The 21325-nt window shown below is 28.7% G+C and carries 18 protein-coding genes, 6 tRNA genes, 1 other RNA gene and 1 other annotated feature; of the genes, 5 read left to right on the top strand and 20 right to left on the bottom strand.

The genetic code is table 11. The annotated features are described in order from the left end of the window. Window positions 1-115: 115 nt before the first annotated feature. From ffs to CLLI_RS13375, 6 genes are all read right to left on the bottom strand, one after another. Window positions 116-380, bottom strand: an RNA gene (gene ffs / locus CLLI_RS13400) — signal recognition particle sRNA large type. Between the two features lie 11 nt (window positions 381-391). Beyond that, window positions 392-481: transfer RNA gene (locus tag CLLI_RS13395), tRNA-Ser, on the bottom strand. A gap of 85 nt (window positions 482-566) precedes the next feature. Next, window positions 567-833 (bottom strand): Spo0E family sporulation regulatory protein-aspartic acid phosphatase, encoded by a 267-nt coding sequence (locus CLLI_RS13390; RefSeq protein WP_106064704.1) that lies wholly within the window; start codon window positions 831-833, stop codon window positions 567-569. Between the two features lie 345 nt (window positions 834-1178). Beyond that, window positions 1179-1748: a hypothetical protein gene (locus tag CLLI_RS13385; RefSeq protein WP_106064703.1), complete on the bottom strand. Its 570-nt coding sequence runs from the start codon at window positions 1746-1748 to the stop codon at window positions 1179-1181. Between the two features lie 152 nt (window positions 1749-1900). Continuing rightward, window positions 1901-1991: transfer RNA gene (locus tag CLLI_RS13380), tRNA-Ser, on the bottom strand. Between the two features lie 9 nt (window positions 1992-2000). Next, complete coding sequence (locus tag CLLI_RS13375; protein ID WP_106064702.1) at window positions 2001-2441, bottom strand: nucleoside deaminase; 441 nt, start codon at window positions 2439-2441, stop codon at window positions 2001-2003. Between the two features lie 147 nt (window positions 2442-2588). On the opposite strand from CLLI_RS13375, the gene CLLI_RS14655 reads away from it, so the two are divergent. Continuing rightward, window positions 2589-2750 (top strand): hypothetical protein, encoded by a 162-nt coding sequence (locus CLLI_RS14655; RefSeq protein WP_170063740.1) that lies wholly within the window; start codon window positions 2589-2591, stop codon window positions 2748-2750. A 227-nt stretch (window positions 2751-2977) separates the two neighbouring features. Here CLLI_RS14655 and CLLI_RS13370 read toward each other — a convergent pair. After that, window positions 2978-3054: transfer RNA gene (locus CLLI_RS13370), tRNA-Arg, on the bottom strand. A gap of 203 nt (window positions 3055-3257) precedes the next feature. Between CLLI_RS13370 and CLLI_RS13365 the strand changes: the two genes are divergently transcribed. Further along, window positions 3258-4646 carry a pyruvate carboxylase subunit B gene (locus CLLI_RS13365; protein WP_106064701.1) on the top strand — a complete coding sequence of 463 codons (1389 nt, stop codon included), beginning with the start codon at window positions 3258-3260 and terminating at the stop codon, window positions 4644-4646. 27 nt (window positions 4647-4673) lie between these two features. Here the strand turns inward: CLLI_RS13365 and CLLI_RS13360 are convergent, their stop codons facing one another. After that, window positions 4674-5534, bottom strand: coding sequence for a MurR/RpiR family transcriptional regulator (locus tag CLLI_RS13360; RefSeq protein WP_106064700.1), 861 nt, complete (start codon window positions 5532-5534; stop codon window positions 4674-4676). Window positions 5535-5708: 174 nt separating this feature from the next. Between CLLI_RS13360 and CLLI_RS13355 the strand changes: the two genes are divergently transcribed. Both CLLI_RS13355 and CLLI_RS13350 read left to right on the top strand, forming a co-directional pair. Continuing rightward, window positions 5709-6023 carry a phasin family protein gene (locus tag CLLI_RS13355; protein ID WP_106064699.1) on the top strand — a complete coding sequence of 105 codons (315 nt, stop codon included), beginning with the start codon at window positions 5709-5711 and terminating at the stop codon, window positions 6021-6023. Window positions 6024-6081: 58 nt separating this feature from the next. Continuing rightward, a complete protein-coding gene (locus CLLI_RS13350; protein ID WP_106064698.1) occupies window positions 6082-7686 on the top strand; it encodes an ABC1 kinase family protein in 1605 nt (534 codons plus the stop codon). Between the two features lie 89 nt (window positions 7687-7775). On the opposite strand, the gene CLLI_RS13345 is transcribed toward CLLI_RS13350, so the two are convergent. Further along, window positions 7776-8342, bottom strand: coding sequence for a TetR/AcrR family transcriptional regulator (locus CLLI_RS13345; RefSeq protein WP_106064697.1), 567 nt, complete (start codon window positions 8340-8342; stop codon window positions 7776-7778). A 169-nt stretch (window positions 8343-8511) separates the two neighbouring features. Here CLLI_RS13345 and CLLI_RS13340 point away from each other — a divergent pair, with 169 nt between their 5' ends. Then, a complete protein-coding gene (locus CLLI_RS13340) occupies window positions 8512-9399 on the top strand; it encodes a phosphatidylserine decarboxylase (protein WP_106064696.1) in 888 nt (295 codons plus the stop codon). A 121-nt stretch (window positions 9400-9520) separates the two neighbouring features. On the opposite strand, the gene CLLI_RS13335 is transcribed toward CLLI_RS13340, so the two are convergent. The 11 genes from CLLI_RS13335 to CLLI_RS13285 form a co-directional block, all read right to left on the bottom strand. After that, window positions 9521-9597, bottom strand: a tRNA-Arg gene (locus tag CLLI_RS13335). 127 nt (window positions 9598-9724) lie between these two features. Then, a tRNA-Ser gene (locus tag CLLI_RS13330) sits at window positions 9725-9815 on the bottom strand. A 32-nt stretch (window positions 9816-9847) separates the two neighbouring features. Beyond that, a tRNA-Ser gene (locus CLLI_RS13325) sits at window positions 9848-9938 on the bottom strand. Between the two features lie 152 nt (window positions 9939-10090). Further along, window positions 10091-11371 carry a serine--tRNA ligase gene (gene serS, locus CLLI_RS13320; RefSeq protein WP_106064695.1) on the bottom strand — a complete coding sequence of 427 codons (1281 nt, stop codon included), beginning with the start codon at window positions 11369-11371 and terminating at the stop codon, window positions 10091-10093. A gap of 55 nt (window positions 11372-11426) precedes the next feature. Then, window positions 11427-11624: a binding site (T-box leader), on the bottom strand. A gap of 87 nt (window positions 11625-11711) precedes the next feature. After that, on the bottom strand, window positions 11712-12071 hold the full coding sequence (locus CLLI_RS13315) for a DUF1667 domain-containing protein (RefSeq protein WP_106064694.1): 360 nt from the start codon (window positions 12069-12071) through the stop codon (window positions 11712-11714). A 19-nt stretch (window positions 12072-12090) separates the two neighbouring features. Then, a complete protein-coding gene (locus CLLI_RS13310; RefSeq protein WP_106064693.1) occupies window positions 12091-13482 on the bottom strand; it encodes an NAD(P)/FAD-dependent oxidoreductase in 1392 nt (463 codons plus the stop codon). A 116-nt stretch (window positions 13483-13598) separates the two neighbouring features. After that, window positions 13599-15836: a hybrid sensor histidine kinase/response regulator gene (locus CLLI_RS13305; protein ID WP_106064692.1), complete on the bottom strand. Its 2238-nt coding sequence runs from the start codon at window positions 15834-15836 to the stop codon at window positions 13599-13601. A 164-nt stretch (window positions 15837-16000) separates the two neighbouring features. Then, window positions 16001-18703 carry a UPF0182 family protein gene (locus CLLI_RS13300; RefSeq protein ID WP_207655115.1) on the bottom strand — a complete coding sequence of 901 codons (2703 nt, stop codon included), beginning with the start codon at window positions 18701-18703 and terminating at the stop codon, window positions 16001-16003. Between the two features lie 4 nt (window positions 18704-18707). Further along, window positions 18708-19871: a DUF362 domain-containing protein gene (locus tag CLLI_RS13295; protein WP_106064691.1), complete on the bottom strand. Its 1164-nt coding sequence runs from the start codon at window positions 19869-19871 to the stop codon at window positions 18708-18710. A gap of 20 nt (window positions 19872-19891) precedes the next feature. After that, complete coding sequence (locus tag CLLI_RS13290) at window positions 19892-20407, bottom strand: transcription repressor NadR (protein ID WP_106064690.1); 516 nt, start codon at window positions 20405-20407, stop codon at window positions 19892-19894. Between the two features lie 38 nt (window positions 20408-20445). Then, a complete protein-coding gene (locus CLLI_RS13285; RefSeq protein WP_106064689.1) occupies window positions 20446-20946 on the bottom strand; it encodes an HD domain-containing protein in 501 nt (166 codons plus the stop codon). Between the last annotated feature and the right edge of the window lie 379 nt (window positions 20947-21325).

Below are 21325 nucleotides of genomic sequence, written 5' to 3'. Positions count from 1 at the left end.
TTATACATTAAGTTTATGTTAAATTCTATTTTTACATATTACGTAGTATATTATTTTTTAAATAAAAAAAACGTACAATAAACTTTATTTATTGTACGATAGCTACTATATTAAACCGTGCACCTCGCCTTGGCAAATAACCTATGAGCGTCACCTATACAGTTAACTCAAACCAGGTTTATCCACGGCACACGAAAATTATCACTTACCGCTGCTTCCTTCCGGATCTGACGGAGTTCATGAGTTTCCGTTGCGTGGGACCCAGCTCTCAACGCCACTTATATAGGTCAGTCCCCACATGTTATAGCCTAATCGAGGAATTAAACCCTGCTATAGCGGATTGCAGGTACAGGGCACCGCTAACTCCCCGTCTAGCACGGCAAAGATTATATGGCGGAGAGAAGGAGATTCGAACTCCTGGTAGAGTTTCCCCTACACACGCTTTCCAGGCGTGCTCCTTCAACCGCTCGGACATCTCTCCACAGTCTACTCATGAATTAATCTATATTTATTTAATTAAGACAAAGATTATTATACTATCAAATTTATTAAAATTCAATAGCTTTTTATAAAAATTTAATCTTTTTTGAATTCTTTTTCTCCGTGGTAATGTTAGTATACTCATTTAATAACTTGTCCATGTACTGACTTACCTCTAAAATTTGTTTGCTTTTTTCTAAATTATCTATATCACATGATACCTGGTTTAATAGCTCCCTTGTATATTCTATTTCCTTTTCTATATCCAATATATTATCATATCCTTCTATCTCTTTTTCCTGTAAAACAACTTCATCTATACCAACGCAGGATAATAAAAAACTTTTTTTCATTTAAAAATCCTCCTTTTTATATACGGTGGATATTTTAAATTTATAAGAAAACATATGGCAAAAACTAATTAATATCATTATATATGTTTTCTAATAAAAAATATCAAAATGATAACTCCTTCATAGTACAAGTATATCATTGTTGTAATTTTAAGTAAATAAAACATATTATACATACTTTGTCATATGTTTACCATAAAATTGTTATTACTATTAGTTTTCTTACTTTTTCTACACCGCATATTCTTGTATTTTAGAATTATACATATTTATATGTAACAATTTGTTTAATAATTTCTATTTGTATACAAACCCTTCCTATTTAAAAATAAATTACACTGCATCCTAATCTATTATTTGAAACTTTAGTAAAAACGCTTCATGATTCATTATATTTTTTACTAGTCCTTCCCGAAGTAATTCATTATCATCTATAATAAGATTTGTTAAATCATTATTGTTATTAAAAAATAAATCTATCTTTCCAAATCTCCTTTTATTATAAAGACTTTTATATCTCATCTCTCTATGTAAATTAGCTGATTTATAATTTTCTAATAAAATATTACTCATATCACTGTACGCTTTTCCCAATAAGTTATTCTTTTCATTAAAGCTATATCGTTGAAATTTATACTCCTTTATTTTACCATCTTTTATATCCGTAGCTTCATAAGAAATTTCCTCATTACATACAAAACTTTTTATAAAAAATATGTCTCCTGTATAATCTTTAGGTACATATTGATTACTATAAATAATTTCTCTTAATCCGCTCCCTAAATTTCCCCATTCTCTCTTATCAAAACATTGATAAGTTATTTGAATATTATTTTCTTCACTTTCATTATATAATACTATAGTGTCATTTTTAGGAAATGATCCGTTTAAGCTTTCACATGAAGTATTTTTCAATTCCGCGTCCCTCCTAAGAATTTATATATAGACTTATTCTATTTACATATATTAATTTCCTTTATTTTCTTGTTAATGTTTTATTAACACTTTGAAAACAAAAAAATATTTATAATAAAAAAATACACCCATATCCAAGTGTATTTTTAAGTTGGCGGAGAGAGAGGGATTCGAACCCTCGGTAGAGTTTATCCCTACAATTGATTTCGAGTCAATCACCTTAGACCGCTCGGACATCTCTCCATATAAATATTATCTTTTTGATTTAAAAAAGTTTTCTAGTATTAAACTGCATTGATTATTATATAGCCATTTTATATAAATATTACTATTTAAATTTTTATTTTGCAATATATTAATTATAGAACCACAAGCTCCTAATCTAGGATCAAAGGTACCTATATATATCTTGCTTATTCTCGACTGAAGTATAGCCCCAGCACACATTGGACAAGGTTCTAATGTGACATAAAGTTCACAACCATTTAATCTCCAATTTTTTAGATAACTAGCAGCTCTTTTAATTGCAATTATTTCTGCATGAGCTGTGGGATCTTTTAAAGTTTCCGTAATATTATGTGCTGCCGCTATTATTTTTCCATTCTTTACTATCACTGCTCCTACAGGAACTTCATTCATAGCTTCTGCCTTTTTGGCTTCTTTTAAAGCCTCAATAATAAAATCTGCAGTCATACTATTCTTACCTCTAATAACTTCTTTTTTATTATTTCTAATTATTGCCCTTAAAATATGCCTGTGATGAACTATTTACATACAATTCAATATGGTTGTGCGTGGGTAACCGGTATCGCTATCCCTTTCAGAAGGGAGGTGATACATATGTACGAAATGTTTATAGTGGTTTTTTCTGCTCTATCATTTTTGGTAGCTTTGATAAATTTAATTATCGTGCTTATAGATAAAATAAAAAGGCAGCCCACCGCCGCAATGGTATGGCTACTTTTTTATAATCTTAGCTTTGCCAGCTGCCTAAACAACTAGAATTGTATACTGCAGGGTGCGTCAACACCATGTTTTTATTATGTTCATTTATTGATTTTATTATATCATATTTTTATTTTTTTTGTACGCTATTAAATAACATTTCACATAAAAACATTTCCTTTGTAAATAAATACAGTACAAAATCCCCTATCAAATATCTAGTCACATAATAAATATCGTAAAACAGATAAAAGCCTTGCAACCACTATAATTACAAAACTTTTTGGTGCGCCCGAGAGGAATCGAACCCCCGGCACGCGGTTTAGGAAACCGCTGCTCTATCCTACTGAGCTACGAGCGCATGTATGTTTAATTTAATTCTACACTAGTGTCAACATAAATAGTTTATTACAATTCATATTTATTGTCAACAGGCTTACAATATCTTCTATTAGTTATACTAAATTATGTTAAATCTTTTAAAAGTTCAATGTTAAATGGAGATTTTTAACAGTTAATATGTTAGAATATATTTAGAAAATTTTTTATATTTGAGGTGATACCATGAAAGATATACATATTACAGAGACAGTATTGCGAGACGCAAATCAATCTTTAATAGCTACAAGACTATCCTTTGATGAATTTGCACCTATTCTTCATAAATTAGACGAAGCCCATTATTATTCTTTAGAGTGCTGGGGAGGGGCTACCTTTGATTCCTGCATAAGATACTTAAATGAAGATCCATGGGATAGACTTAAAAAAATTAAATCAGTAGTTAAAAAAACTCCTTTACAAATGCTTTTGAGAGGACAAAATATATTAGGTTATAAACACTATCCTGATGATGTGGTAAGAGAATTTATAAAAATGGCTGTTTATTACGGAATTGATATAATAAGAATATTCGACGCTTTAAATGATTTTAGAAATATTGAAGTTGCCATAGATGAAACAAAAAAACAAGGAGCACATGCCCAAGGAACTATTGTATATACTGTAAGCCCTATTCATAATGTAGAAAATTATATAAATTTGTCAAAAAAATTAGAAAATATGGGGGCAGACTCTATATGTATAAAGGACATGGCGGGCCTAATAATGCCGGATATAGCATATAGCTTAATAAAAAGTCTTAAGGAAACAGTGAAAATACCAATATATCTTCATTCCCATAGCACAAATGGACTAGCTGAAATGTCTTATTTAAAAGCTGCTGAAGCTGGTGTTGATGGAATAGATTGCTCTATATCCGCTTTTGGAGGAGGAACCGCTCAGCCTCCAACAGAATCTATACATTATGCTTTAACTAATTATGGCTTCAATACAAATTTAGATGGTAATAAATTAAAAGAAATAAATGATTTCTTTAAACCTATTAGAGAGGACTTTATTAAAAAAGGAATATTAAATGCTAAAGTATTATCCCCTCAGCCAGAAGCTCTTATATATCAAATTCCAGGGGGAATGCTTTCTAATATGATATCCCAACTTAAAGAACAAAATTCTTTAAATAAATTAGAAGAGGTTTTAAATGAAGTTCCTAAAGTAAGAGAAGACTTAGGCTACCCACCATTAGTTACTCCTATGAGCCAAATGGTAGGAACTCAAGCTACTATAAATATTCTTACCGGCGAAAGATATAAAATGATTCTAAAGGAAGTTAAAGCATATCTTAGGGGAGAATACGGAAAAGCTCCTGGTAAAATTAATGAAGATTTATTAAAAAAAGTTTTAGGAGAAGAAAAACCTATAACAACTAGATATGCAGATACCTTAGAACCAGCCTTTGAAAAGACTAAAGAAAAATTAAAAAATTTAACTATTCGTAATGAGGATGTATTAACCTATCTATTATTTCCAGAAATTGCAGAAGAATTCTTAAGGAAGAAAAAGAACCATCCTTCTGCTGATGAATTAAGAGAAAAAAGTAAAAGTAGTGTAATTTAAATAAAAAGCCCGTAAATATACGGGTTTTTACTTAATTCTTTTCCCTTTTATTACAGTTCTTGTGTTATTTAAATACTTTTTTACCTCATCAAACTGACGGCTGGCAACCCCTGCAAATAATACATCAATTACATTTAATTGAGCAATTCTTGAGGACATAGCTCCACTTCTTATACTTATTTCTGGAGCAGCAACAAATAGATTTATATCACAAATCTGACTTATTGAACTTTGACCGTACTTTGTTATACTTATAGTAGTTGCTTCAGCTTCCTTAGCAACCTTTATAGAATCATATATATCCTTTGTCTCTCCTGAGTAAGAAATTGCTATAGCTACATCTCCTTTTTTCATATTAGATGCTGAAGCTATTTGCATATGGGTATCTGCATGAGCAGTAACTACCTTATTTATTCTAGAAAACTTTTGGAATGCATCAAAGGCTATAACATAAGAAGCTCCCACTCCATAAAAATCCATTCTCTTAGCTGAAATTATGGCATCTACAGCTCTTTTTACTTCATTATAATCTAGTATTTCTAAGGTATCATCTATAGATTTTTTATTATTATAACTTATATTTTGTATTATACTTTCTAAAGGATCTCCAGGCTCTACGTCGGTATACTGTTCTTCCATATTTCCATCCTTATTTATGTGTGCCATATCTTTTGTAATACTTATCTTAAAATCTTTATATCCATTAAACCCCAGCAACTTGCATAATCTAACTACTGTGGCTTCACTAGAACCGCTCATTTGAGCTAATTCACCAATAGATAAATCAGAAATTTTCTCCGGATTCTCTAATATAAACTTTCCAATCTTTTTTTCAGAGCGACTTAATTCCTGTAATATCTCTTTTATCTTTATTAAACTGCCTGACATATACTTACCTTCCCATATCATCATATTTATATATATTATACCAACTTAAAACTAACTTTTACATATATTTATTATCTAAAATATTGTAAACAAATAATAAATTATGACTAGATGTCATATACTAGTGTTATGAATGGTAGTATAATTATGGTATATATTTTGGGAGGTGTAATTATGCTTAATGAACTAAAAAATGTATTTTTAGCTGGGGTAGGCTCTGCTGCTTACACTTATGAGAAAGCTATAAAACTTGTTGACGAAATGGTTCAAAAGGGTAAGATAACTGTAGATGAGGGTAAAGAATTATCTGAAGAATTAAAAAGGACTGTAAAGACTAAAACAAGTGATGAAAGTTCTAAACCAATTACTAAAGAAGATTTCAGAGAATTATTAAAAGAAATGGATTTTGCAAGTAAGGAAGATTTTGATTCCTTAAATAATAGATTAAATTCCTTAGAAGAAAAGATTAATAAAAATGATGCTGAGTAAAATAAAAGCCTTAACATTAGTTAGGGCTTTTATTCTAAAAGAATTGGCGGGATAACATATGTATAGGAATTCAGTACAAAGATTTAGAGAAATAGTTAGAGTATTGGCTTTTCATGGATTTGGTTATATTGTAGACAGTAAAATAAAAAAAGAAGAAGATAAAGCTCCAGAAAATCTTAGAAAAGCCTTGGAAGAACTAGGCCCTACCTTTATAAAAATTGGTCAAATATTAAGTACTAGGCCAGATATTCTACCTGCTGAATACATAGCAGAGCTGTCTAAGTTACAAGATGATGTGGCCCCTGAAAAATTTTCTGATATAAATGAAGTATTTGAAAAAGAATTTAACAAACCCATAGAAGATATTTTCTTGCATTTTAATAAAAAACCTTTAGCTTCTGCTTCTACTGCCCAAGTTCATAAAGCTATTTTGAAAAACGGCAAAGAAGTAATAGTTAAAATTCAACGTCCACATATATACGAAAAAATGCACTTAGATATATCTATTCTTTATAAAATAATAAGTCTTACAAAAGCTAAATTTACAGATGCTCTTATAGATCCAAAGGAAGCTTTAGATGAAATACTATATGCAACTGAACAGGAACTTGATTTTAAAAATGAAAAAAATAATATAAATAAATTTAAAGAACTAAATAAAGATGTAGCATTTGTTCATGCTCCATATATAATAGATGAATTTTCAAGTAGTAAGGTTCTTACTATGGAGAAAATAGATGGATTTAAAATAGATGATTTAAAAAGCTTAAATGATGGCGGGTATGATTTATATGATTTAGGAAAGAAACTTGCACTTTCTTATTTCAAGCAAGTTTTTCAAGATGGTTTCTTTCATGGAGATCCTCATCCTGGTAATCTTCTTATTCGTGAAGGAAAGATTTGTTACATAGATTTTGGTATAGTAGGATCATTTTCTAACTCTTTAAAAGAAGCATTAAATGATGCAATACTAGCTGTAGCTTATAGAGATCCAGACAAACTTATTTCCGTTTTAATGTCTATAGGAATAAAAAAGGGCTTTGTAAATAGAAATAAATTATATGAAGACATAGATTATCTTTTTGCTAGCTATCTATCTACCTCATTGCAGAATATTAAAATGTCTGTAATGTTACAAGAAATATTTGATTCTGCAAAAAGAAATAATATAAGATTACCAAAGGATTTAACATTACTTATAAGAGGGCTAGTGATAATTGAAGGTGTAGTAGCAAAGATTTCTCCGGACATTAAAATACTGGATATAGCTATACCATTTGTTAAATCTAACAATCAATTCTCTATGTTTAAAGATTTATCTGCAGATAAAATTTTAATACATTCTTATAATTTTGCAAAGGACTTTTCTGCTTTACCAACAAAAATAATTGAACTATCAAATAGTATTTTGAATGGAAGAGCCAAAATACAACTTCAAGTTAATAGTTTAAATCGTTCCGTAAATGAGTTTAATAAAATGGTTAATAGATTGGTATATGCACTTATTATTTCTTCAATGATAATAGGCTCTTCATTAATTTTAAATACTAATATAGGGCCTAAAATATATGACATATCCATAATAGGAATTGTTGGTTATGTAATTGCTGCTTTTATGGGATTTAGACTGTTAATATCAATTATAAAGTCTGGAAAACTATAAAAATTCCGGATGATCTTTCCACTCGGGACTTTTTTATTTAATTACTCCAACCTATAACAAAAGAAAATAGAGGCTTAAGTACAATGTACTTAAGCCTCTATTCCTCTTAATATATAATTCATAAGATTATCTACTACTTCATCAATATTATTTTTATCTTCATTAATAAGCTCATATACTGCAGCGGAGCATAACATACCAAAAATAGTATAAGCCATAAAAGACTTATCTCCATTTTTTATAAAACCATCCTTCATAGCTTCTTCTAAATATTCCTCTATATCTTTTATATATTGTTCTATGCTTTCCCTTAGTTGAAGTTGTCTTAGTTCCTGTCCCCAAAGCTGACTCATTATAACTTTAAAAAAGTTCCTGTTATCATAAACTAAACTTAATTGAACTTTGCATAGAGCTTTAAGCTTTGACATTGAATCACTTTCTTGTTTTACTACTCCTTCTATTCTACTACTAATTAACTTCATACCTTCTTCTATTATATATCTAAATATTTCTTCCTTACTTTTAAAATGATAATACAAGGTTCCTTTAGCTACTCCGGCTTCTGCAGCTATCTCATCCATAGTCGCCACATCATAGCCATATATAGAGAAAACTTTTATTGCAGACTCAAATATTGATCTTTTTGTTTTGTTCATAATAATCTCTCCAATTTCTTTTATTGACCAGGCAGCGTAATCTCAAATACATTATACTATTTTTTATATATAACACAATATGATAATATAATTAATAATTATATTTTATTATTTATAATACCTTATATAAATGATAAAATATAAAGTAACCAAATTTCTGGAGGTAAAAATGATTAAAATTTATAATAGAAAGACTAAAGAATATGATATAGAAAAGGTGTCCGGTGAGAAATATCTTAAGTGGATATATTCCTCTTCCATTGGTATGACTTTGTTAGAAATTATAATAAAGAAAAAACTTTTTTCTTCATTATACGGTAAATATTGTGATACTAAAACTAGCTCCAAAAAAATTAAAAATTTTGTGGAAGAATTTGATATAAATATGGATGAATCTATTACCGCTATTAATGGATTTAAATCTTTTAATGATTTTTTTACAAGAAAGCTTAAAGCTATTTATAGGCCCGTAAATTTAGACAAAAACATATTTATTTCCCCAGGTGATGGTAGAATTTCTGCTTATGAAAATATGGACTTACAAAAAATCATACAGGTAAAAGGTCTATATTATAGTCTAGAAGAATTGATAGGTTCAAAAAAAATAGCTGATAAATTTAAAAATGGAGTTTGTTTAATTTTAAGATTATGCCCTACAGATTATCATAGATTTCACTTTGTAGATAATGGAACCTGTGAAGAAGTAAAAAAAATTAAAGGCAATTATTACTCAGTAAGTCCTATAGCGCTAAATAAAATACCAAAACTATTTTGTCAAAATAAAAGAGAGTGGAGCATATTCCATTCAGAAAATTTTGGTGATATATTATATATTGAAGTTGGGGCTACTTGCGTAGGATCAATAATTCAAAGTTATACTCCTAATAAATGTGTTTCTAAAGGTCATGAAAAAGGATTCTTTAAATTTGGTGGTTCTACTGTTATATTATTTTTACAACAAAACAAAGTAAATATTGATCAGGATATATTAGAACAAACTAAGTTAGGATATGAGACAAAGGTTATTATGGGAGAAGAAATAGGAGATAAATTGTAGAATTACAAGCAATATCACATGATGGTATGGCTTGTTATTGTTAAATCCTTTTTATCTTTAATTATTTTAGGTGTATAAAAAAAGCCCATAACCATTATGGTTACAAGCTTTTCTTGATATCTGGTGCGGCTGACAGGAATCGAACCCGTAGCGCCTCGGTTCGTAGCCGAGTCCTCTATCCAATTGAGGTACAACCGCATATTTAACACTATCATATTAACACAATTCCTTTAAAAAATCAATGTTGTTAACTTTTTAATTCCTGGGAAATATTTAAATTATATATTGTGTAAATAAAAAGCATCCAGTGATTAACTAGATGCTTTGGCGGAGAAAGAGGGATTTGAACCCTCGCACCGGTTACCCGATCTACGCCCTTAGCAGGGGCGCCTCTTCGGCCACTTGAGTATTTCTCCATGTCCTACAATTATATCATTATATAAAAAATTGGCGGAAAGAATGGGATTCGAACCCATGGTACGGTCACCCGTACGCCGGTTTTCAAGACCGGTGCCTTAAACCAACTCGACCATCTTTCCGTGTCTCATGACAAAGATAATTATATCAGCCATTTAATTATATGTCAACATTATTTCTATATTTTCCATGAAAAATATATTAGAAATTACATATGAATTTAAGATTTTATACATGAGCAAATAATTAATAAACCTGCCCATGTATTTTTACATTACTTTATAACTTCTTTTCCACCTAAGTATGGTCTTAATACTTCTGGTACTATTACGCTTTCATCTTCTTGTTGGAAGTTTTCAAGTATAGCAGCTACAGTTCTTCCTACAGCTACTCCTGAACCATTTAATGTATGAACAAATTGAGGTTTATCTTTAGGGCTATTTTTAAATTTAATATTTGCACGTCTTGCCTGGAAATCTTCAAAATTACTACAGCTTGATATTTCAACGTATCTATTGTAGCTTGGCATCCAAACTTCTATATCATATTTTAATGCAGCTGTGAATCCTAAATCACCTTTACATATTCTAACTACTCTATAAGGTAATCCTAAACCTTGTAAAACATCTTCTGCATCCCTTGTTAATTTTTCTAGTTCATTGTAAGATTCTTCTGGCTTTGCAAATTTAACAAGTTCTACTTTATTAAATTGATGCTGTCTTACAAGTCCTCTTGTATCTCTTCCAGCTGAACCTGCTTCTGATCTGAAACATGCAGTGTATGCTACATGCTTTATTGGAAGGTCTTCTCCGTTTAATATTTCATCCCTATATAAATTTGTAACTGGTACTTCTGCAGTTGGTATTAAGAAGTAATCAGTGTTTGCTACTTTAAAAGCATCCTCTTCAAACTTTGGAAGCTGACCTGTTCCTATCATGCTCTTTCTATTTACCATATATGGTGAGAATATTTCAGTATATCCATGCTTATATACATGAGTATCTAAAAAATAGTTAACAATAGCTCTTTCAAGTCTTGCTCCTAATCCTCTATAAAAAGTAAATCTTGAACCAGTAACTTTTCCTGCTCTTTCAAAATCTAATATATTTAAATCTACTCCTAGATCCCAATGAGCTTTAGGTTCGTAGTTAAATTTTGTAGGCTCTCCCCATCTTCTTATTTCTACATTATCTTCATCTGTCTTTCCTTCTGGAACGGCTGGATTTGGTATATTAGGTATCCTTAGCATTATGTATTCTATTTCTTCATCTACTTTAGATAATCTCTCATCGTGTGCTTTTATTTCATCAGATAATTTTTTCATTTCTGCCATAATATCATCTACATTTTCTCCTGCTTTTTTTAGCTTTGGTATTTTAGCTGATTCCTGATTTCTCTTACTCTTTAAGTTTTCAACCTCTACAAGTATTTTTCTTCTCTCTTCATCTAGGGCTAAAACTTTGTCAATAGTACTTAAATCAAAATCTTCTCCTCTATTTGATAAAGCTAATTTTACTTCCTCAGGATTATTTCTTATTCTTTTTAAATCTAACATATCTTTACCTCCTATTTATGCTTTATTTTATATAACAAAAAAAGTCTTTCTCCCCTAAAGGGACGAAAGACTCCGTGTTGCCACCCTAATTGATTAGAAAAATCTAATCCTCTCTACATATTTAACGGTATTCATCCGTACTGTTCATCACAGTCCCTCAGAGGCGGATTCACAAAATAAAAAGTATCAGTTCGCACCATTCACTGACTCTCTTAAACCTTTATCCTGTTACTAATCTCTTCAACGGTTTATTAATATATTTTAAATAATTAACCTTTATTATATATATACTAATCATTAATGTCAACTTTTTTATGTATTATACATAAATTTCCTCCTGCTACATTTTATCTGCATTCTTGGTACATAAAATATCTACACCTGTATTTAACAGGTTATGACAAACTACATCTCCTATTTTTATAGGAGCTCCAACATGAAGCATACTTAAAGCTTTAGAACATTCTACCCATAACTTTTTATCCATAGGTTTGCTGCTTTTAACAGGGACAACATTACATTTAGCTCCCTTTATTCTTACAAGAGTAGTAAATATATCCTTATTATCGTACCTTGCTTCTTTAGCATAACTAAATGCTTCTTCGCATCTATTTCCGTTGATCTCCATATTCTCTTCGTCCCAATCAAGAGAAACAACACATTTATCCTCACAGCCTTTACAAATGAACTCTTTTATCATTAAAATACACCCCTTCAAGCTACAAGTCATCAAATTCTTTAATTCTGCCAGATATTATCTTTGAATTTTTTGAGTCCTTTACTATATCTGTAAGCTTTTTATCTGTCTCTCTGGCTAAAATGGTTGCTATCTTGCTAAAACATTCCGCTCCCTTACAATTTCCTAAGGTTACCCCTGTTCTTCTTTTTATCCCTTCTACGGTTCGAGCTCCCAAAGGTCTCCTTATGGCATCTACTATTTCTCCTTCAGTTACCTTTTGACAAAGACATACAATATTACCATACCTTTTATCCATTTTAATAATTTTATTTCTTTCTTTATTTGAGAGATCTCTAAATCTATAAAATTCTCTTCTTTTATCTATAAAGTCTTTTTTTAACACACAATTTATATTACTTAATATAGTTTCACATACCATCTTTGCTATAGATGGTGTCATAGTTACTTGACCATAATGCTTACCTACTACTTTTATATACCCTTTATCAACTAAACTTTCATCTATTATTATAGTATCCTTATAAAATGGCCACTGATAAAAAGCATTAATCTTATTTTCATCAATATTTCCTATTAACTCGGATGCCTTTTTTAATGTTTCACTATATCCTAATACATTTTTTGTATTTACAGCAACCATCATATTTCCTTGAACTGTTGGAACAGTAAAAATTTTTCTTTTTAACCCACCTAATGTAAACAAAATATTATTAAAATTTCCCTTATAATCTTTTTCTAAAAGAAAATAACTTAAATTACTTTTTTCCTTATAAACCTTCTCTGAAGTATCTATACTATAGTTTTGACCAGGTGTGGTGTTTATAACCATTTTACAAGTAAATTTATTTTTATTGGTTATTACTCTAAATCCCTTTGTAATCTTTTGTATGTCGATAACTTCCTCTTCTAGTCTAAACTTTACTCCATTATCAAAGGCAATTTCTCCATAAGCTATTGCTAAGTCATATGGACATACTATACCTGTATTTTCTGAATATAATGCTTTGCTTACACTTATATTTAAGTTAGGCTCTAATTCATAAACCTGCTTACTATCCAAAAGATGAATATTTTTTATACCTCTTTTCACTGATCTTTCGTATATTTTTTGTAGTTTATCTTCATCATCTTTGCTTTCTGCAATCATTAATGAGCCACATCTTTTGAAAGGTACATCTATCTTCCTAGAGATTTCTTCAAACATTTCATTACCCATCATTTCAAGTTTAGCCATTAAAGTATCTTCACATTCAACACCATCATAAACTATAGATGAGTTTACTAAGGCTACATCATCTGCAATATCGTAATCCTTTTCAATAAGTGCTATATTTAGACTATACTTAGATAACTCATAGGCTACAGCACAACCTATTATACCACCACCTAATATAAGAACATCATAATCCATGTTTTACCTTCCTTTCGGCAGCTAGTTTAATTAATTTACCCATTATATTATATTACCTTTTTAGATAAGTGGTATAGGTATATAATGATTCTTAATAAATTAGTAATAATTATTTACTATATATTTACCATATCTTTGTAACTTATAAACATCTCCCTTAACTTTTCCTTATTAATTGGCTTATTTAATATTAAATCTATATTCTTAGTCATATTATTATTGAAATTGCCTACCCATCCGGTCATTAAACAAAAAAATACTTCTTCATTTATCTTCTTTGCTATATTAGAAACTTGAATTCCATTCATCCCAGGCATTGAGAAATCACAAATAACTATATCATATTTCCTTCTACTGAGCTCTTCTTCAATATTTTCATTTCCACAGCTTTTTATTCTACATTTAACAATAGATTTTATCATGTCTGCTATGACGCTTCTTATTTGCTGCTGGTCATCTATAATAAGTATATTTCCATGAAAATCTATATCTTCTTCATTCATCTCTCCACATATTTTATTAACACTATTACAAATGGGCAGACTTATGTAAAAAAATGTTCCTAGGTTTTCCTTACTTTCTATTTTTATAAATCCACCATGATCCTGTATTATTTTATAGGATACACTAAGTCCTAGCCCTGAACCTTTACTTCCCTTTGTAGTGAAAAATGGCTCAAAAGCTCTTTTTACTACATCCTCATTCATGCCTATGCCATTATCTCTTATTTGAATATTAACAGTTTTCTCTTTATTTTCTGTAATTATTTCTATGTTGCCGCCTTTATCCATAGCATCTATAGCATTTCTTATTATATTTATAAATACCTCTCTTAATTCTGTTGCATTTCCTTTAACCTTTGCTTTTGATTTTAAACTTGATACCATATTTATGCTTATACCATTTAATGCACTTTCTGTAAGCCATTTATTTTTTGTTAAATCTATAGCATCAAGCATAATATCATCTATATTAAATACTTCTAATTTGCTGCTCATATTATACTGTTTAGTAAAACTTTTTACCTTATTAGCTATATTTATACCATCATATGCACATATCTCTATTATCTTAAGCTGTTTTATTATATTTTTGTCTTCAATATTACTATCTTTTAAAAGTTGAATAGACCCGATTATTGGAGTTAATATGTTGTTTATATCATGGGCTATTCCAGCAGCCATTTCTCCCATAGCTCTAAGTTTTTCATTCTCTATAAGTTTATTTTGAAGATCTGAAAACTTATTTTGTTCCTGAATTAAATAAAAAGCTGTCCTACATATAGATTCAATATAATCTATATCTTCCTTTGATATTCTCTTATTATTTTCATATCTTCCAACCCAAATGGCACCTTTTATATCTTCATAATAATCCACATATACCGCTATGGAGCAATATAATCCTAATGTAATAAATATATGCTTTAGATTTTTTTCATCCAATTCATTAAAATCTATAAACATGCTGCAAGATTCATTAGTAATTTTCATATTTATCATTCTTTGGTATTCAATTAAATTTCGATCATTTATCATATAATATCTATGCTTTTTAGTAACACCAAAACAACTATCTAAGCCAAGTATATTTTCTTTTAATTTTTCAGTAGTATACATTATACAAAAATCTACATTACAAATATCTTTTATTTTATTTAGTATAATGCTTTTAAATCCATCCTTATCTGATGTCTTAGGTATATTAGAAAACATATCATTAAATAATACTAAATTTTTATTCTGATACTTTAATTGTGCATTGGAGTTTAAAATCCATAGTATTTTATCAATATCTTCATTACAATTAAAATATAATTCTTTATTTCTATCAAAAACTATCATATTATCGAAATTTGCACATAATTTCTCTAATGACTTCACATTATATTTATAATTATCTATATATACCATATTTCTAACTTTTACATTAGAATAAGAAAATATATTTTCTATACACCTGTTTAATTCCTTAAACTTTCCGCTTCTTTTGGCAAAGTTTTTAAAATCCCATATTATATTTATTTTTTCTTTTGTTTTTGCTGTATAACCTAGTATTTTAAGTAATTCTTTAGAGTTACTACCAAAACTTACTGGATCATATAGATTTATTTTTAGTAATCCAGTATTTAAACTATCTATAATTAAATCTTGACAAGAGTAGAATATCTTTTCTAAATCTTTATAAATTAAATCATCTGTAAATATTAGTACTTTCTCATTTTTATACAGCGCTTTTGATATATATTCTTTTATAAAAATAGGAAAATTATTTGTATTTAGAAATTCTGTACTTATACATAATATTTTCTTTGCTTTATTGTCTTCCATTACCTTTTTATATGTACAGCTCATAATATACCTCGCACAAATCAACTTCTAAGTTAACATTCAACATTTTGCCTTAAATTCCTTCTAATTTATATAAAAAGTATTTAAAAAAATAAGTATTTTTATCAATACTTATTTTTTTAATATAAAATTATAATAAATATTTAAATTTTTATTATACTGGAAATCTATTTTGCCATATTGTCTAATATTTCTCCTAGGCTTTTTATATACTCTCCATATTTAGCCCAGTCGCCATTTTTTTGGGCTTTTAATGCATTATTATACATTTCCTTAGCTTCTTTTACTCCTTGTAATTTATTTTTATCTATGTTATTATCTTCAACTTTTCCACCATTGTCATTTTTATTAACATTAAAAAGCTGATTTAGTGCTGACTCTATATTTTCAGCTAATACTACTTTATCTCCATAGGATAATATTACTCTTTTAACTTCTGGTGCACTATTTTTTCCGTTTGCCCTTAAATACATTGATTCTACATATAATAATGAATTATTTATAGGAACTATTATTGTATCACCAAACTGTACATGAGATCCTCCTGTATCCCAAAGAGATAATTCTTTTGATATTAAAGGATCCTGTTTTAGCTTTTGCTTAAAGAAGTAAGGGCTATATATAGTCTTATAAGAAGGTAATCTGTACATAACTAATTTACCATAGTTTTCATCATCCATTCTAGCTCCTAAAATTGATGACATAGTATTTCTATCTTTCATATTAAAATATTCAAGTAATACCATTTCCTCTGATTTTTCACCTGGGAGTTTCATTACTACATAAGGTGACTCATCAACGGATGTTTCTGTTTCTACTGATTTTTGGTTTTTAGAAACTTCCCATAAATCATCTCCATTTAAAAATGCCATTGGATCCGTCATATGATATTTTTCCAAAACCTTGCATTGTATTTTAAATATATCTTCAGGATATTTAAGGTGTTCTTTTATACCTTCAGGTAAAGTGCTGTAATCTTTAAATAAGTTTTTAAAGATTTTTGAATAGCTCATAGCTATAGGATCATTTTTATCAACTATATAAAAATTTACATCTCCATCTGATGCATCTACTACTACTTTTACAGAATTTCTAATGTAATTTACATTATTGTAAGGCTGTGAATATGGATATCTATCAGTAGATGTATAGGCGTCTATTACCCAATATAATTTATCATTATATATGATTGTATATGGATCCTTATCATACATTAAAAATGGTGCTATCTTATTTACTCTATCTATTATATTTCTATTTAGTAGTATTTTACTATCCTTTGTAATATCTCTAGAAAAAATAAAATTTAAATCTCTCTCGTTAATGGCGAATAATAATTTATTAAAAAATGTCATCCTTATTCCAGATTTTCCATCATACTGATTTATTTTGTTATCTCCACCATTAGGGTAGTCAAATTCTTTTAAATTGGTATTTACTATAGCATAATCATTTGTTTTTTCTCCAAAATAAATTCTAGGATTTTTTAAGGATATATCTGTATTATTTTCAGGTGGTATATCTTTTATTAAAAAATCAGGTTGTCCATCTGAAGTTACTGAGTTAACCTTGCTCATAGAAACTCCATATCCATGAGTATAAATCAGATGCCTATTCTGCCAAGTATCTGGATCTATATTCTGAATATTAAGCTCCCTGGGAGCTATAAATACTTGCATATACTTATCATTTACCTTATATCTATCTATATCCATATCATTAAATACATAATATGGTCTTATGGTTTGATATTGATTATAAAACTCTAAGGCAGGTTCAAAAGCATTTATTCTTATATTATTTATAATGTCCTTATTATTTTTAATATCATTAATAGTTAAATCATTTTTTACATCAAAAGGCACATTCTGTATGCTATCTATATTAAAGGCTTTTCTCGTATAATCTATATTATATTTTATATAAGGTTCTTCTAATTTCTTTTCATTTGATTTTACTAAAAATGTTTGTACTGCACTAGAAGTTATCCCTTCTGACAATACTAGAACTACTATTATTGATATAGATATAACTATAGGTTTCATCTTTCTCTTCAATACACTTAAAAAAACTATTATCGCTGCAATTAGAGACACCACAATTATTACTTTATAAAATAATAAGGTAACATTTATATCAGTATAACCTGCACCATAAACCACACCTCGTGAACTATATACTAGATTCCAAGACTTTATAAGATAACCCAATGAAAGCATAAGTAATATAAGTGATGAAACTATAGCTAACTGTTTTCCTGCAAAAGCAGTAATACCGCTTTTTATTTCCTTAACATTTGAAAAAATACTTTTTGCATTACCATACTGAATGTTATCTTTTATATCTAGTATAAAATATATTATAAATGTTATTACCACTAAAAATATTAATAGAGACATTACTGCAGCATATATTGATTCTATAAGTGGTAATTTAAATACATAAAAGGATACATCATTATTAAAAATAGGATCTTTAACTTTGAAATCCACGGAATTAGTAAATTGAAGAATATTATACCAATACTCATTAGAAAAAATATAGGATATAAATGATGATATTATAAAATTTACTACAAAAAAGATTTTATCCTCTTTTATTTTTCTTTTAGAGTCTACTTCCGATACTTTTTTAAAACTAAATATGCTTTTTTTCAATGTATTATAATAAATCCAAATACATATAAAAACTATAATAAATGAAGGTATAAATAATTTAGCTATTGCTATTATTTTAGTAAAATATGTAGATAAATATGAAACTTCTTTAAACCATTCTATATTGATAATAAAACTTGATATTCCATGAAAAGATACAAGAACTAAAACTATAATTGATATTAATGATATAATCATTAAGCTTTTTTTCAAAAAATCACCTTCTATCCATTTTTAGTATTTTGCCTAATCTATTATACTTAACCTCAATAGCGCCAACAGGACACAATTCCTGGCAGCAAAAACATCTTATACACTGATCCATTTTCCACGAAGGGATAGTTTTACCATTACTATTTATCCTAGTTATGGCTTTAGGGTTTTCAGGACAAACATCTTCACATCTCATGCATCCTATACACTTATTATTTATTAAGGATGGATAAGGTGCTATCATCCCTCTTAAAAACTTAGTAACTGTAGGATTAACAAAATAAAAATTGCCACCCTTTCTGCATAACTTAAAATTCTTAGCTTTTAATGTTTCTATTTTTTCCCCTACTACATCTATATCCTCTGGTAATACTGCACTCCATTTATAATCATAAGCTTCCTTTAATACAGGTATTTCCAAAGGATCATCATAACCTATTAGTCTTACACCTACAGAATCAACAGCTGTCATACTACTACCCATTATAATAGCATTTAAATTGTAAGGCTCCCCATTTTTAGGCCCATTTCCCTGCATAGCTACTATCCCATCTAAAATAGCAAAATCCGCGTCTATAACAGTATTTAAATCTAATAACATTTTGCAAAAATTATTTGCATCAGGCATTCTTGTATGCCAGGTAGCCTTTTGTGTTCCAGGTACACAACCAAATTGATTTTTTACTGCACCTGTATAATATGCCATACCATGAGTTTTTAGCTTAGGAAGAGTAATAATTCTATCCGCTTTATATGCAGCCTTTGCTATATTCCATGATTTACAAAGTATTGAGTTATCTAATTTTATATGTACCGAATCCTTAAAATCTTCAAAGTTTATGTTATATCTTTCAGCTATGCTCAAAAGGCCCGATTTTTCTGCTGCTCTCTTTGAATCTCCAAATCCAGGTGAATCCCCAAAACTTATATCTGTAGAATAATCTTTTAGAATTCTTATAATAGCTTCAAAAACTATATAATGGGTGACAACAGGAGAACCCGCTTTCTCTATACTTAGCATGTTAGGCTTTAATAAAACCTTACTATTATAAGGTATTAATTTTCTTAAAAAACTATCTCCGCCTAAGAGTTCAAAGCCTTCCCTTAGTTTTTTTTCAACTAACTCTAAGTCATACTCAGTACATTTTAAAAGTGCAACTTTTTCCATAATATCATCTCCACTTCTAGTTACCCTTCTATTAAATAGCCTTTTCTTTTTAATTCTTCTACTATTTGAGACATTTGTTCTTCATTATCCGTCAAAATAGTATGTAAGTGTATTCCATTAGTAAGAACAAGCAAAGGTTCAGCTTTATAATTATTGAATTTATTTACAAAGCTCTCCACATCATATAAATTTTTAATCATCAGCATGGCCTTAATCTCTCCATATAGTGGATGATCCACTATGACATCTTTTACAATTCCACCATACTTAACCATGGTTTTTAATTCATCCTCTATTTTATCTGTATTATGAGATAAAGCTAAAATTTTTGAATAACAATTTTCTCCCTGTTTATTTATTATATATCCATCTGGAGTAGCTATTATATCTATACCGCTTGCTCTTAATATAGCAATGTCTTTTACTATTACTTGCCTTGTTATACCTAATTCTTCTGCTAAGTGCTGTCCTTTTAAGGGTTTACAGCTTTCAACAAGTAAATTTTTTATGTACTCTCTTCTTTCTATAGAATCCATAATGTTTAAAATCTCTTCCTCTCTTATTTCTCATTAAATTAATTTTTATCATCACAAAACCTCAATATATTTAATTCTTTATTTGATACTATATTTTTATTATGATGATTTTTTATAAGATATAAAAAACTTTCATCATATCCTTTACTTTTTAATATATCATATCCCTTTTCACCATGATTATAATATGTATCTATTTTTTTTAAATTTGAAAACTTTTTAATCCTGCCTTTAGATAGATTATCCAAAATCACTAATATAGATTTATCAATTATAGTTAACTTAAATGTAATTTTCCCTATATCATGAAGAAGTGCAGCCTTAATTAGTTTCGACTTATCTAAATTCTCTTTATTATTCTTACATATTTCTTCTACATCATAGGCTACCCTTACACAATGTTTTTGTTCCTTAACAGAAAGCTTATTGAAAAGTTTTTCCTCATAATCATTTAGATATTTTTCCACAAAAGCTTTATCTTTGCTACCCATTTTATCTGTTATACATAAGTAGAACTGTTTTATTCTATGCTTACTCATATATATTCTCCTCTGCGTTTTTATATCCTCTTACATTTTAATATATTAATTGTAAATTGTATATTAATAATTTATAAATTTACAAATAAAAAAAGGGGCTGTCGCACTAAAATTAGTGCGACAGTTTTTTGCATAAAAAAATAAACCTCCCACTCGAAAGAATGAAAGATTTATAGTAAAATTAACATATGAGACAATATATTAATTTATACAAGAATTATACTTCAAATCGTGGAAATTATCAATTAAAACTTCCATTAAATATTGAGTACATGATTCCAAATAATGATTCGGTGCGTTTGCTAAGTCAGTTTGTAGAGGAGATGGACTTAACAGATTTATATTCGACTTATTCCCGATTAAGGGAAAATCAGGCTAC

Origin of the sequence: Clostridium liquoris, assembly GCF_002995785.1 — a bacterium.
GTDB lineage: Bacteria > Bacillota > Clostridia > Clostridiales > Clostridiaceae > Clostridium_AO > Clostridium_AO liquoris.
The sequence above is the reverse complement of the archived record's forward strand: the minus strand, read 5'-3'. Positions and strand labels throughout refer to the sequence as shown.